Source organism: Arcicella sp. BE140 (assembly GCF_031456255.1).
In the GTDB taxonomy this organism is placed as follows: Bacteria; Bacteroidota; Bacteroidia; order Cytophagales; family Spirosomataceae; genus Arcicella; species Arcicella aquatica.
This window is the reverse complement of record NZ_JAVDUE010000007.1, coordinates 178,501-192,923: the sequence shown is the minus strand read 5'-3', so window position 1 is coordinate 192,923 and position 14,423 is coordinate 178,501. Positions and strand designations below refer to the sequence as shown.

General features: G+C 37.1%; 9 protein-coding genes. 1 reads left to right on the top strand and 8 read right to left on the bottom strand.

Annotation, left to right across the window (positions count from 1 at the left end; genetic code table 11):
- Window positions 1-24: 24 nt before the first annotated feature.
- Window positions 25-3,021 carry a SusC/RagA family TonB-linked outer membrane protein gene (locus tag J2Y60_RS12235; RefSeq protein WP_309918338.1) on the bottom strand — a complete coding sequence of 999 codons (2,997 nt, stop codon included), beginning with the start codon at window positions 3,019-3,021 and terminating at the stop codon, window positions 25-27.
- A 249-nt stretch (window positions 3,022-3,270) separates the two neighbouring features.
- On the opposite strand from J2Y60_RS12235, the gene J2Y60_RS12230 reads away from it, so the two are divergent.
- Window positions 3,271-7,242, top strand: a complete 3,972-nt coding sequence (locus tag J2Y60_RS12230) for a two-component regulator propeller domain-containing protein (protein ID WP_309918337.1) — start codon at window positions 3,271-3,273, stop codon at window positions 7,240-7,242.
- A gap of 18 nt (window positions 7,243-7,260) precedes the next feature.
- Here J2Y60_RS12230 and J2Y60_RS12225 read toward each other — a convergent pair whose 3' ends face one another.
- From J2Y60_RS12225 to J2Y60_RS12195, 7 genes are all read right to left on the bottom strand, one after another.
- Window positions 7,261-8,070: an AraC family transcriptional regulator gene (locus J2Y60_RS12225; RefSeq protein WP_309918333.1), complete on the bottom strand. Its 810-nt coding sequence runs from the start codon at window positions 8,068-8,070 to the stop codon at window positions 7,261-7,263.
- 105 nt (window positions 8,071-8,175) lie between these two features.
- Window positions 8,176-9,075: an oxidoreductase gene (locus J2Y60_RS12220; protein WP_309918330.1), complete on the bottom strand. Its 900-nt coding sequence runs from the start codon at window positions 9,073-9,075 to the stop codon at window positions 8,176-8,178.
- A gap of 407 nt (window positions 9,076-9,482) precedes the next feature.
- Window positions 9,483-9,794 carry a hypothetical protein gene (locus tag J2Y60_RS12215; protein WP_309918327.1) on the bottom strand — a complete coding sequence of 104 codons (312 nt, stop codon included), beginning with the start codon at window positions 9,792-9,794 and terminating at the stop codon, window positions 9,483-9,485.
- Window positions 9,791-11,122 (bottom strand): acyclic terpene utilization AtuA family protein, encoded by a 1,332-nt coding sequence (locus J2Y60_RS12210; RefSeq protein ID WP_309918324.1) that lies wholly within the window; start codon window positions 11,120-11,122, stop codon window positions 9,791-9,793. The genes J2Y60_RS12215 and J2Y60_RS12210 overlap by 4 nt, the downstream gene beginning before the upstream one ends.
- Window positions 11,119-12,417, bottom strand: coding sequence for a citrate:proton symporter (locus J2Y60_RS12205; protein WP_309918320.1), 1,299 nt, complete (start codon window positions 12,415-12,417; stop codon window positions 11,119-11,121). The genes J2Y60_RS12210 and J2Y60_RS12205 overlap by 4 nt, the downstream gene beginning before the upstream one ends.
- 6 nt (window positions 12,418-12,423) lie before the next feature.
- A complete protein-coding gene (locus J2Y60_RS12200) occupies window positions 12,424-13,293 on the bottom strand; it encodes an alpha/beta hydrolase family protein (RefSeq protein WP_309918316.1) in 870 nt (289 codons plus the stop codon).
- 13 nt (window positions 13,294-13,306) lie between these two features.
- On the bottom strand, window positions 13,307-14,179 hold the full coding sequence (locus J2Y60_RS12195) for an alpha/beta hydrolase family protein (protein WP_309918313.1): 873 nt from the start codon (window positions 14,177-14,179) through the stop codon (window positions 13,307-13,309).
- Between the last annotated feature and the right edge of the window lie 244 nt (window positions 14,180-14,423).

Here is a 14,423-nt window from a genome sequence, read left to right as displayed (position 1 = left end):
ATGTTTGGAGTTTTAATCAGGAAATTAAAAAGTAAGTTGTAAACCCAACAACAATTGTGTTGTAGAAGGGTAGTAGTTTAATGAACTATTGACACCCGGATATAGCCCGTTTACTTGTACGAGGTCTGGGTCGCCGCCTGTGTATTTTGTGAACGTAGCTAAATTTCTGGTGGTAGCATATATACGTGCAGATTTCATATACTTAAGTTTCAATGGCTGAGTATAACTTAAGGTAATGTTATCAACTTTCAAGAATCCACCTGGTTCCAAGAAATAATCTGAAAGGGATGAATAAGTAGATGTACTAGTAAGCTTTGAATATTTACCACCATCATAAGCTGATGTAAGGACGTTAGCATTTTCCTGAGTGGCTGGTGTACCCAAATAAAAAGCATAAGTATTAAATAGTTTATAGCCAAATGCCCCACGAAGGAAGATGCTCAAATCCCAATTTTTGTATTTGAATGTATTTGAAATACCTGTAGTGAATTTAGGAAGACCATTTCCAACAAATTGCTTATCGTCGTTGTTGGCTTGGTTTGCTGGAATGATTTCGCCATTTTTGTTATAGACTAACAATACTCCCTTATCATTTACTCCTGCAGATTTAAGTGCGTAGAAGCTACCAATTCGTTTATCTTCTTGCAAACGCTGAATTGTTCCAGGGCTTCCTGGAGCTGGCATTCCTACTACGTCAATATAAGTTTGTCCTTTGAACAAGTCACTAGAGAAGGATACAAACTTATTATCATTAAATGCTCCCGTTAAGCTAAGGTTATAACTAAAATCTCCTTTATTTACTACAGCAGCACTTAGTTGTAATTCAACACCTGTGTTTCTCATGGTACCTACGTTGGCAAACGTGCTTCCTTGAATATTGGGTGGGTTCGGCACATTATATGAACCTAACAAATCTTTGTTAGTACGTACATAGTAGTTTACGCTACCGCTGATTTTATTGTCGAAAAGTTCAAAGTCAACACCTGCATTAAAGTTAATTGCTTTTTCCCAACGTAAGTTATAGTTCGTGTTTTGGCTTGGTCCCCATACTTGGTAAGAAGTTCCATTATAAGGATAATAGCCATAACCTCCGTATGTATCAAGAGATAAGTAATTTCCGAAATCTTGGTTACCAGTTTCACCATAATCGGCACGTAATTTTAATTCATTCAACCAAGAAACACCCTTCAAGAAGTTTTCCTGTGTTAAGTGCCAAGCAGCCGAAGCAGCAGGGAAGTACCCCCACTTATTATCATAGCCAAATTTTGAAGAACCTTCTTTACGAAGACTTACAGATAAGTAATATTTCTGATCAAAATCATAGTTCAAACGACCAAAGAATGCTATCAAAGTTGAGCTATTTCTGTATGAACCCACATTATTAATGCCTTTTTCTAAGTTCCAAAGTCCCGTCCCTAATGCATTGTAAGTAAGTACATTCGATGGGAATTTCTCATTGCTTGCATTAAAGCCTGATGCTGTAAAGTATTGATATGAATATCCAGCAAGCAATTTTAAAGAATGTTTGTTAATATCTAAGAAATAGTTTCCTAACCATTCAACACTTTTCTGATCGTACTCATCCAATGATTGAGAGGCTGTATTACGGCCACTACCATTGATTACTGGTGTAATGGTAGATGGCGTAAAGTTCATGTTACGATACGAAGAACTTACTTCCCCAAAAGTTACGCTAGTATTTAAGTTTTGAAGAATATTCAATTTGGCTGAACCATTGAAGTCTAACAGCTTAAACTCTTGGTCGGCCAAAACATTTTTTGCAACCTCAACGGGGTTATTCGCAAAAAAACCAGAAGTAATATAATTGTATTTACCTGCTACATCTTTAACCGATAACGTAGGGTTTAGTGTTAATGCATAATTAAATCCGCTGTAATCTGCTCCGCTTGTTTTGGCGTAGCGTGGTGCTGCACTAAAGGTTAAGGCAATTAGGTTGTTTGCTGAAGTGTGATTTATATTAACACGCCCGCCGTATTCTCTTTTGGCCGAACGTAAGTCAATTCCATTGGCATCTCTAAAGTCTAATGAAGTAAAATAATTTGTTTGTCCATTTCCTCCTGAGAATTGTAAAGTATGTTTTTGTGAAAACGAAGGCGCACGACTTACTTCTTTCATCCAGTTGGTATTTCCACCAAAATCTACTCCACGCTTATTAGCTAAGAATTGCTCTTTCGAAAGAACCGATAATTCATTCGTTAGATAATCAAAAGTAGCATAACTATCGTAAAACAAACGAGATTCAGAAGAGCCTTTTTTAGTAGTGATTACGATAACCCCGTTACTTCCACGTGTCCCATAAATCGCAGAAGCCGCTCCACCTTTTAGTACATCAATAGATTCTATCTCGTTTTGGTTGATGTTGTCGATATTTCCACCAGGAATTCCATTCACGACAAATAATGGACCAAGACCTGCACTACGTGAAGATGCCCCACGAAGCTGAATACTTGGCGAAGAATTTGGGTCAGCACTAGCGGTATTGGTTATTGAAAGCCCCGCTACTTTTCCTTGAATGGCCATTAATGGGTTATTCCCACCCACTCGCAATAAATCTTTTGCATTTAAGTGAGTAATGGCACTAGAAACCTCTCTTTTATTCAATGAGCCATAACCGATTACAACTACTTCGCTCAATGCTTTTAGGTCTTCTTCAAGCGTAATTTCAATAGAAGAGTTGTTTTTTACATCAACATCTTTTGTAAAATAACCCACGTGCGAAATCGTCAATACTTTCGTTTCTGAAGAAAGTTGTAAAGTAAATTTTCCATCAGTATCAGTCCTCGTTCCGTTGGTGGTACCCTTTTCAAGAATTGAAACACCTGGTAAAGCACCTTGTTTGTCTATAATTTTACCAGAAATAGTGGTACTCTTCTGAGCCTGAGCCACTCCAGACATCACTACAAACATACTGAAAAGCGCTACTAGGCTCGTCTTGGTAGACAGGCCTTTTTGCAAAAACTTTTTCGTATCTTGTGCTAATTTGTACAAGTTTTTTTTCATCAAAATTGTTGTTTACATGGATTTACTAGATCCATAATTGTTACTATTTGATTAATTAATTGGATATATTTAAAATTCTTCACGAAGTTCCTGCTTAATTAATTAATGGGATAATCGCTGAGTCTCAATTTAAAATCAATCTGTCTCAATGTTTATTTTTGTTAAAAAACTATGATTATATAGGGATATATTTACAAAAGTTGTTATGGAATATGAACCTGAAATGCTAGCATTATTAGAAAGAATTAAGTGAAAAATCTTCTTATTACTATTTGTGGTTTACTCCTTAGTATGACTTGTGTGGGTCAGGACGTTCGATATTATTTCAAAAGCTACAAAGTCTCCGACGGCCTGTCGGGCAATACAACCCACGATATTATTCAAGATAAAAAAGGCTTTATCTGGATTGCCAGCCGTAATGGCTTGAATCGATTTGACGGAAATACTTTCAAAATATTTAGAAACAAACAAGGCGATTCTACTAGCCTAGGCAATGATGCGATATCGTCGTTGTATGAAGATGAAGATGAAAAATTATGGATTGGGACTCATAAAGGAGTATATATTTATAATCCACTCACAGAGCGATTTACTGCTTTTAATTTAATTCGCCCAAGCGAGATTCGAATGCTGAGAGGCGACCATGACGGAGGAGTATGGATTATTTCTGATTATCAATTGTATAGATTTGATAGAAAGACGGGTAAAATTCAATCGTTTGGTTGGGCAGGTTATACCGTTTCTATTCATGTTTCACAAGCTGGGAAAGTATGGATTGCTAATGGTAATGGTACTATTAGGTGCTATAATCCTCAAAAAGGTAAATTTTTGGAATATAATATTTCCAAATTGACAGGAGGGAAGGAAGTTTTTACCAATATGGTGCTTCATACAGTTTCAGACTCGGCACTTTTGGTCGGGAATATGAAGAGAATATGGTTGTTCAATTATAAGACAGGAAAAATTGCTGATATTTCTGAACAAACAGGACAAAAGGATGGGATTCATGTGCATTCCATCTTTGAAAACAATGGACAGTTTTGGCTTGGATCTGAATCAGGACTTTTTATTTTAGACCTGAAAAAACATCAAATTAAGCATATTCAGAAAGAAAAGTATAATCCATATTCTATTACTGACAATATTATTAATGGAATATTTAAAGATAGAGAAGACGGCATCTGGATTAGCACACAGTTTGGAGGCGTTAATTACTATTCATCTGAATTTAATCGTTTCAAAAAGTATTTTCCTTTACCGAGTAATAGTATTAGCGGAAACCTGATTCATGAAATTTGTATGGATCAGTACGGTAAACTGTGGATTGGGACAGAAGATGCTGGGCTCAATCAATTGGATTTAAAAACGGGTAAATTCAAATCTTTCCTGCCTGATGGAAAAAAAGGAAGCATTGCTTATAGAAATTTGCATGGATTGGTAGCCGACGGTGACCACCTATGGATTGGTACTTATGAACACGGACTTGATGTAATGGATTTGAAAACCAATAAAGTTATTCGGCACTACTCGAGAGATTCTCCACGTTCTTTTGGGAGTAATTTTATTGTAACTTTGTACAAAACCCGAGAAGGAGATATTTTAGTAGGTACGTGGTCTGGGTTGTATAAATATAATCGAGATACTGACGATTTTACCCGAATAGATTTTTTCAATACTCAAATTCAAAGTATTCACCAAGACTCACATGGAACGCTTTGGGTAGCTAGTTATGGGAAAGGAATATTTTATTTTAATCCAAAAACGAATAAAAAAGGCAGGATTCAGTATGTTGCAGGTAAAACAAACGGGTTACTTGATAACTACATTAATAGCCTTTTCCAAAGTAAAAATGGTGATTTTTGGTTTTGTACAGAACACGGGCTTTCTAGATACAACGATATTACTGGAAAATTTAAAAACTATCATATCGAAAATGGCCTGCTGGATAATCAGGTTTTCCGTGTGTTAGAAGACGACAAAGGTAATTGTTGGATTGCTACTTCCAGAGGCTTGTCTATGCTCGACCTTAAAACAGATAAATTCACCAACTATACTGAAGCCAATGGGCTTCCCAGCGAACAATTCAATTATAATTCTTCTTATAAAAGTAAAGATGGTGTGCTATTTTTTGGTACGGTAGCTGGAATGATTAGTTTTAAGCCAGAGTCGTTCATCAAAAATATTTATGTTCCGTCTGTGTATATCACCGGAATCCGAGCTAACAGCAAGGAGCTTACTATTGCTGATAAAGATGCGCCACTCACTAGGTCTCCAATTTATACTGAAAGAATTAAGTTGCCTTATGACCGTTCCAGTCTGAGCTTTGATGTAGCGGCGCTTAGTTATGTTATCCCTCAGATGAATAGTTGTCAGTATCAAATGCTAGGCCTTGATAACCAGTGGTATAGTCTGACAAACCAGCGAAAAATATCTTTTTCAAAACTACAGCCTGGCCATTATGTTTTACGGATTAAAGGAGCGAACAACGATAATGTTTGGAACATCCAAGAAACAAAACTAAGTATTGACATTATGCCACCGTGGTGGGCTTCTGGTTGGGCCTATGTTTCATACTTTGTTTTAATCTGTACGATTGCGGTTGTTCTGTTTTGGTACTATCATTTAGCGATGAGCGAAAAAAATAAAAGAGAAATTGAGGCCATCCAAATTGGGAAAGAACGGGAGATATATAATGCTAAAATTGATTTTTTTACGAATGTGGCACATGAAATAAAAACGCCATTGACATTAATTAAAATGCCCTTAGATAAACTATTATCTAATAAAAATACTAATCCAGAAACATTTGATAATTTAAATATGATAAAAAAAAACACCAATCGCCTCATCGACCTTACCAATCAATTACTAGATTTCCGAAAAGCAGAGGCGAATAATTTTAGTTTAAATTTTACCAAAACAGACATCAATGAGTTGCTCACGGATGTATTTACTACCTTCAAACCAGCAGCCGAACAGAAAAAACTAAACTATAAAATTGAGCTTCCAAGAATAACGCTACACGCTTACGTAGATATTGAAGCCTGTAAAAAAATCATTAGCAATCTAATCAATAATGCCGTTAAATATGCTGACAGCACGGTGAAAGTAAAACTATTGCCTTTTAGTAGTGATGACCTACTTTTTCATATTGAGTTTACCAATGACGGATTTATCATTGACAATGAAAACAAAGAGAAAATATTTGAACCTTTCTTTCGCCTAAAAGTCAATCAAAAACAAGAAGGAACTGGTATTGGGCTTCCGTTGGCACGTTCGCTGGCAGAACTTCATAAAGGTAAAGTTGAAGTGCATCTTCGCAACGAGCAACAAAACACTTTTCTGTTGTCACTACCCATTCATCAAGATTATGAAATGGATTTGAAAGGCAATAATGATGATTATCAAACCGAAGTATTCAGTAATGAACCAAACGAAGCAGACGACACGGGCAAACCTGTTATTCTAATTGTTGAAGATAATGTAGAAATTATGAATTATCTAAGCCGTGAACTAAGTCTTTCTTATCATGTTATGCGTGCATTAGATGGCGAGCAAGCCATTGAAATATTAGAACAAGAAAACGTACATTTGGTGATTAGCGATATTATGATGCCAGTAATGGACGGAATAGAGCTTTGTAAAAGAATAAAAACAGATGTACAGTTTAGCCATATCCCGATTATATTTTTAACAGCAAAAAGTTCGATTAACTCAAAAATAGAAGGTTTAGAAGTAGGAGCAGATGCCTATATTGAAAAGCCTTTTGCGTTAGAACACCTAACAGCCCAAATCACCAACTTGATTAATAATCGGAATATTATTAAAGAGTACTTCGCCCGCTCTCCGCTGACGCATATTAAAGGGATTGCATTTTCAACAGCCGATAAACAGTTTTTGGAACAGTTACACGCTATTATTGCCGAGCGAATAGCGGATACTAATTTGGATGTAGATTTACTCTCATCTATGATGAATATGAGTCGACCTACGCTGTATCGAAAAATAAAAGGTATTTCTGATATGAAGCCTAATGAATTGATAAATTTATCTCGCCTCAAAAAGGCGGCAGAGTTACTGGCGGAAAACAAATATAAAATTAACGAGATTGCAGATATGGTTGGATACAACATTCCTACCAACTTTTCGAGAGACTTTCAAAAACAGTTCGGGATTACTCCATCTGCATATGTCAGTAAACTACAAAATCAGAAAACGTAGTAATTAAACTTTGCTATTTTAAGGTGAAAGCATTTTGGAAGGAGCTACGCCATACGTTTTTTTAAAAGCAAAAGAAAAATGAGATAAGTCTTCAAAGCCTAAATCTAGGTAAATGTCTGAAGCTATTTTCCCTTTTTCATGGATAAGATAAAAAGCTTCTTTTAGGCGTTTTTGTTGTAACCAATGCCTTGGAGAAACACCAAATACTTTGTCAAAATCTCTTTTAAAAGTAGCTAAACTTCTACCTGTAAGGTAGGCAAAACGGTCTAAGTGAACGTTGAAATGATAGTTCTTATTCATGAATGATTCCAAATCAATTTTGTGTGGGTCTTTGAAATCAAATAGAATATCCTTTAATGCTGGATTAGTGTGTAATAGCAATAAAACACCCTCTTTTAACTTTACATCAACCAGTTGCGAATTTTCAAAAATTGTACTTTGGCGATAGGTCAATAAGGAATTAACATAGTTTTCCAGCAGTGAATTTGTTTGCAGAGCGTATATATACTGCTCGTATTGTTTTTGGTCAGACAGCACTTCGTAGGCTAAACTAAAACTTTTTAAGGTTTCTTGGGTAAAGAAAATACTGAGTGATTGATATTCACCATCTACGGGCGGATGTTTGCTGAATTTTAGGAGTTGATTACGTCTGATAAAACGAAAAGAACCCTCATGAGATTCATACCGGTTGTTCCCATCGTTGAGAATAGAAGTACCTGCAATTTGATAATTTAACACATGGTCAGCCACAAATTGCTCTCCTTCTCTGCTTTGTTTGTAATAGCAGGAGTACACAATACTCGCACGTTTTTCATTTTCAGATTTCATATTAAACTCAAATTAGTCTGTTTCCAGCATCAATACAATTTTCACACTCTTTTGATTTTCTATTAGTGAGCGAATAGATTCACTCGCTAATAGAAAATGAAGCAATTATGCTTTTTTAATTATCCCTTTATCCCTTAAAAATTTTCTACCTTCCTCTGTTTCAAAGAGACTTTCTGCTTCGTCGTGGTCGGTAGAATTACTTACCGTAAGCCATTTTTCAAATTCTGCTTTTCTGTTTTCATCTGCATTTCTCAAAATAGCAGTTGCCTCGCTTCCTAATACCAAATGTATGGGGGGCTCAGGATGTGATGCCAGTTCAAACATCACTTTAGCCGCTTTGGCAGGATCTCCCACAGGTACATATTGTCCTGATAAAATATATCCTTTTATACCGCCAACTGTGCTTTCATAGCCCTCAATATCTTCGGCAAAGCTCATAGATGCACCAGCCCAATCAGTACGGAAACCGCCTGGTTCGATAGACGTCACTTTAATGCCTAAAGGAGCTACCTCTTTGCTCAGAGCTTCTGTAAAGCCTGCTAACCCAAATTTGGCAGCTTGATACATGGTCAATCCCGCGTTTCCAACACGCCCACCGATTGAACTAATTTGGAGAATTCGTCCTGAGCGTTGCTTACGCATAATTGGCAAAACTACACGAGTGATTTCGATAGGTGCATACAAATTAACGTCTAACTGACTGCGAACTTGTTCATCAGTAAATGCCTCGGCTGCACCCGTAATGCCAAATCCTGCATTATTGACTAATACGTCAATTTTACCAAAATGAGCTATTGCTTCAGCAACGGCAGTATCAATCTGAGCCTTTTTGCTTACATCTAGCGGAAGAACCAACACCTGATTCGGGAATAGCTCTACTAAATCATTTAATTGTGAAACATTTCTTGCGGTGGCAACTACGTTATCACCATTTGCCAAAGCTTCTAAGGCAAGGCTTTTGCCTAAACCTTTTGAGCTACCTGTAATAAACCAAACCTTTGTCATTTTTCTTGAATTTTGTTTCTACAAAGTTCATCCAAAAATCAAGGTGCATCTTTGTTAGAAAGCTCAATGTAGGTTTGTTGAAAAGCTCAAATATAAAGTTATTTATTAGCACAAATCAGCAATACTAATACAAATCTCCAGATTCCGTATTTCTTTACTACTTTTCCGCTAAAATGGGTTAGTTGTACGCCGAGGTGCTGAACGTTGTCATATTAAAATAAACAAAAAACAAGTAGCATCATGGACAAGACAATTTTTACTTACAGGAGGAATTAATTCATATTTCGCTTATTTCAGAAGCTAAGATTTACAATTGAAAAGGTTTTACTGCCCCAATCCCAATATAACAAAGAACTTAAAAGCCGAATAGGGTATGATTGAATGAAAACAATATGAACATTATCTTATCATAAATCTACCTCAAGTTCCAATAAGGCATAGTTTAATGTCTTTCCATGTGGGTCCAGGGCTAAGGAGGTTGTCACGCCACCACCCAAAGCTTCTTCACACACAAAAAGTAGCGATGAAATATTGGGCATTTCATAACGAATGATATTGCCTTTTACGATAGCTTTTAAATGGTCTTTTACTTTTTGAACTGTTACTTGTTCCACCAAACTTGGAAAATCCTCTTCTTTGAAGGGAATCAAGGACAACATCAATGTATTGCCTTTATCGCCTGCTCTGCTGTGAGCGATATGGTATAATTTAGTTTTCATGATTCAAATATTGAAAAAGAGGGATTAATACTATTGCGACTAATCAAGATAGATTGTATTCCAATGATTTCGTTAATAGATTTTCTTACGCCACCACCACCCGATGGTCCATTTGTATAGAGTGCTTCCACTTCCTCGCCGATGAGTGCCGCTATTTCTGGCGAATCTGCCATTCCTGCAACTCTTAAGCGAATTTCATACGCGGTAGAATCATCTTGATTTATTCCTGAATGAGCCGAATTATTGCCGATATAGTCAATACGGAGTTTATCTGGGTATTGTTCCTGTAAACGTAAACGTATAATTTCACCAGCCATTTTTGCCCTTTCCATCGCAAATGCTCCTGCGTATAAAATTTCCCCTTCGCCCATAAAACCAGCATGATAACCTACACTAACTTTTAATTTTTCGGGTTTTGATGAGCCACTACCACCACTTACTTGTACACTGTTTGGTGCAATTTGCTTGAGTGAAACTGTGGTGAAATCTGCTGAAACGTCGGGTGTAAGGTAGGCAAAAGGATTGAGTACTTCGTAGAGAAGTTGCTCTTTGACGGTGGCAAGGCTAATTATTCCACCTGTGTTTTCTACTTTCCCAAGAAGTGCTGTTCCGTCTTGAGATACATCTACAAACGGATGCCCCAGAATTTCTAAATTTGGTACAATTTTATTTACTCCATCGGCAAAATAACCGCCTGTTACTTGTCCTGCACACTCCATCAAATGACCAATTACCGTAGCTTTTCCGATGAGTTCTACATCATCATACGACCAGCCAAACTCATACATCAGCGGAGCTACTACTAGCGAAGGGTCTGCTACTCGACCAGTAATAATAATATCAGCACCAGAGGCAATGGCTGGTAGAATACTGTCTGCTCCGAGATAAGCATTTGCAGAGATTATTTTGCCAAAACTGTTTAAAGGTTGTCCTGATTCTAAGGTAATTTCATTTCCTGTAATCAGAGAAAGCACATCGTCGCCAACAACAGCGGCCACTTTTATGGTAAGATTGTTCTTTGCTGCTATTTCAGTAATTTTTTTTGCTGCGGCCAAAGGATTGGCCGCACCCATATTACTGAGTATTTTTATACCTTTTTCTTTAATAATTGGAAGCAGTATTTCCATCCGCCTTTCCAACAGTGGGTCATAGCCTTTTGATGAATCGACCATTTTTCTTTTCTGAGCCAATGCAATTGTTCTTTCTGCTAAGCATTCCAATACCAAATAATCTATTTCTCCATCCTGTGCCAATATTTTGGCAGGCTCTAGGCGGTCACCAGAAAAACCTGCTCCTGCTCCAATTCTTATTTTTTTTAATTCTTTCATAGTAAATGAATCGCACCAGTAATGATGGCTGTCAATGTCATTAAAAAAGTAGTCATAAAAGCCCATTTAAAAGTAAATTTCTGATGGTCGGATAATTCAACTTCTGAAAGCCCAACCAGTACAAAAGTAGAAGCCGTGAGCGGACTTAAAGGGAAACCCACCGTCATTTGTCCTAAAATGGCTCCTCTTCCTACTTCTATTGGATTAATACCGTAGTGGATTGCGGCTTCTTTTAGGACAGGTAAGACACCGAAATAATAGGCGTCTGGCGTAAAGACAAAACTCAGTGGCATACTTGTTACTCCTACCAATGCAGGAAGGTAACCTGCGTGTTCGGCAGGAATAAGGGTTACGAGCGACTGAGCCATGGCATCTATCATTTTAGTTCCTGTTAAGATTCCTGAGAAAACACCTGCTGCAAAAATCATTACAGATACAAAAAACACATTGGCAGCATGTTCTTGTAATCGACTTTTTTGCTCGGTTTGAGAAGGGTAATTAATAAGCATTGCCACAGAGAATCCAATAATAAACAAGGCAGATGGTGGCAATATGGACATAACCAAACAAAATATTAGACAGATTGTCAATATGGCATTCACTAAGATAAGTTTGGGTCTTCTGGTACGTTTTTGTGATTCCGTCAACTCGTCTGCGTGTCTATAATCAAATGCAATGACTCCCAGTCTTTTACGTTCTTTTTTTCCTAACCACCACGATACTCCCAACACCCAAATTATACCTACAATCATTGAAGGAAGTACAGGAACAAGTAAACCAGCTGCATTAGTTTGCATAACTTGTAAAGCCCTTGCCATCGTACCCGACCACGGCACTAAATGCATCACTCCAGCACTCAAAGCTACAATACATGGCAGAATAAGCCTATTTATGCCTAATCTTTTATAGATGGGCAATAAAGCGGAAATAGTAATCATAAATGTAGCTGTTCCGTCGCCATCTAAATGGACAATCATGGTAAGCAGTGCCGTTCCCATTGTAATTTTCAGAGGGTCGCCTTTTGCTAAGTGAATAATACCAGAAATGACGGGGTCAAAAAGACCCGCATCAATCATCAAAGCAAAGTACAAAACGGCAAAAATCAACAGAATACCCGTCGGAGCTACTTGTTTGATGCCTGCCACAATCATTTCGCCGATAGCTTGTGGCTCAAAACCACCTACAATCGCAAAAAATACTGGAATGATAATCAGAGATAACAATACTGATAATTTTCTTGAAATCACCAATATCAGGAACAGGAGTATGGTTGAAAATCCTAATAATGCCAGCATCTTATGTTATTGTTTTTTAGCTTGAAGTACTTTCTGGAAGAATAACAAGTGATAAGGCAAAGCATTTTCCCAATACGGCCATTCATGTTTTCCGGGTCTTTCAGTATAATCGTGGGGCGTTCCGTTGGCCGTTAAGAGTTTGTGCATTTCTCGGTTTGGTTCAATTAGGAAATCATCTACACCACAATCAAAAATCAAATGAAGTTTTGCAGCTTTGATTTGCTCCGTCATCGTAATAAGATTAAATCCGGGATAAAAAGGACCTGATTCTTCACGTTCACCAATCATTTTTTTAAAATTATCTATGCGAATTTTGGCAAAATCTGGGGTAACTTTCCAAGTACTAGGGTTAATATTCAGTACTCCACTCATACTTCCAGCAGCACAGTATAAGTCAGGATGTTTGGTGGCAATATACACAGCCCCGTGCCCGCCCATCGACAAACCCGTAATCGCTCTACCTTCTCTGGTTTTAATGGTGCGATAATCCTTGTCTACTTTTTCCCTTACTTCTTTTGAAATAAAAGTTTCATATTGGCTATCCCTTAGCAAGGGACTGTCGAAATAATAACTTGAAGTACCGCCATCTGGCATAACGATAATGACATCAAATAAATCAGCCATCCTCGCAACAAGAGATTTGTCGGGTGTGAGCTCAGTCCAATTTTTGTAATTACCGCTTCCACCATGAAGTAAATACACTACTGGGTAATTCTTTTTGGAAGATTGATAGCTTTGTGGTGTAATAACCACTGCTTTCAATGTTTTATTCATTGCCAAACTTTGTATCGCCAAAGTATCTGTTACGGCAGCTTGAACTTTTTGTGCAAAAAATGTACAGGCAAAGACAAGCAAAATAATTACAGCGTTTTTCATCGAATTATATTTTTTAATACTTACCTGAATTGACAGATTTAAGGATTTTGGAGAAGTAAAGGGCATGAAAATAAAGAGAGTTTTCCCAATATGGCCAAGAATGCCCACCTGGTCTTTCTGAATAGTCGTGTGGTGTATTGTTGAAGACCAACCTACGGTGAAGTTCACGGTTAGGTTCAATCAAGAAATCGTCTGTTCCACAGTCAAAAATAAGGCTCACGCCATTGGTTTTCATTTTATCGGCCATTGCAATCACCGAATAGGGTTCATAGCCTTTCGGGTCAGTATTGTATGAGCCAATGATGGCGTCAAAAGCTTTTCTGAGGTTCTCTGTGGCTTCTTTTGGTAATTTCCATCCTTGTAAATCAGGATTAAGGGCTCCGCTCATACTTCCAGCAGCCACAAAAAGTTCAGGATATTTTCCTGATAAATACAAAGCACCGTAGCCTCCCATCGAAAGACCCGTAATTACTCGCCCATTTTTAGAAGCAATCGTTCGGTAAGTCCTATCAATTTTAGTGATTACATCTTTTACAATATAAGATTCAAACTGACTATTTTTATCAACAGGGCTATCAATATAATAACTAAACACTTCACCCTCAGGCATCACAATTACTAAATTATACTGGTCGGCTAGGTTCTGGATAAGGTTTTTATCTGGAGATTTGGTAAGCCAGTCATTAAAATGCCCAATACCACCATGCAATAAATAAAGTACGGGGAAAGATTTTTGGTTATTTTCATAAGACTTTGGCAGTGTAACGGCAGCTTTGTAAGTCTTATTCATTTTAGTTGAGGCGATTTCTAGCGTATCGGTTTTTGCAAATACCATCAGCGAAATCATTTGGAAAATAATTAAATAGACAAGAAAGTTTTTTTTCATTTTATTAAGGTTAATTGTTTATATTTTTATGTTTTGATTCTTTCTTGGCAAAATATTCTCTTTGTTGTTCTCTTGAATTTGAGTAGTTTTAATTTCAAGCGAAAAAAAACTTTGTACCGTCAACCAATATATTGATGAATAAGGGGCTATACTTCAAAAGTATGAAAGGCAGATAATTTATCACTAATTTTAGTTGAATGAATACATTCCAGAAACCGAATCTTAATTTCTGGAAATGGTTAAT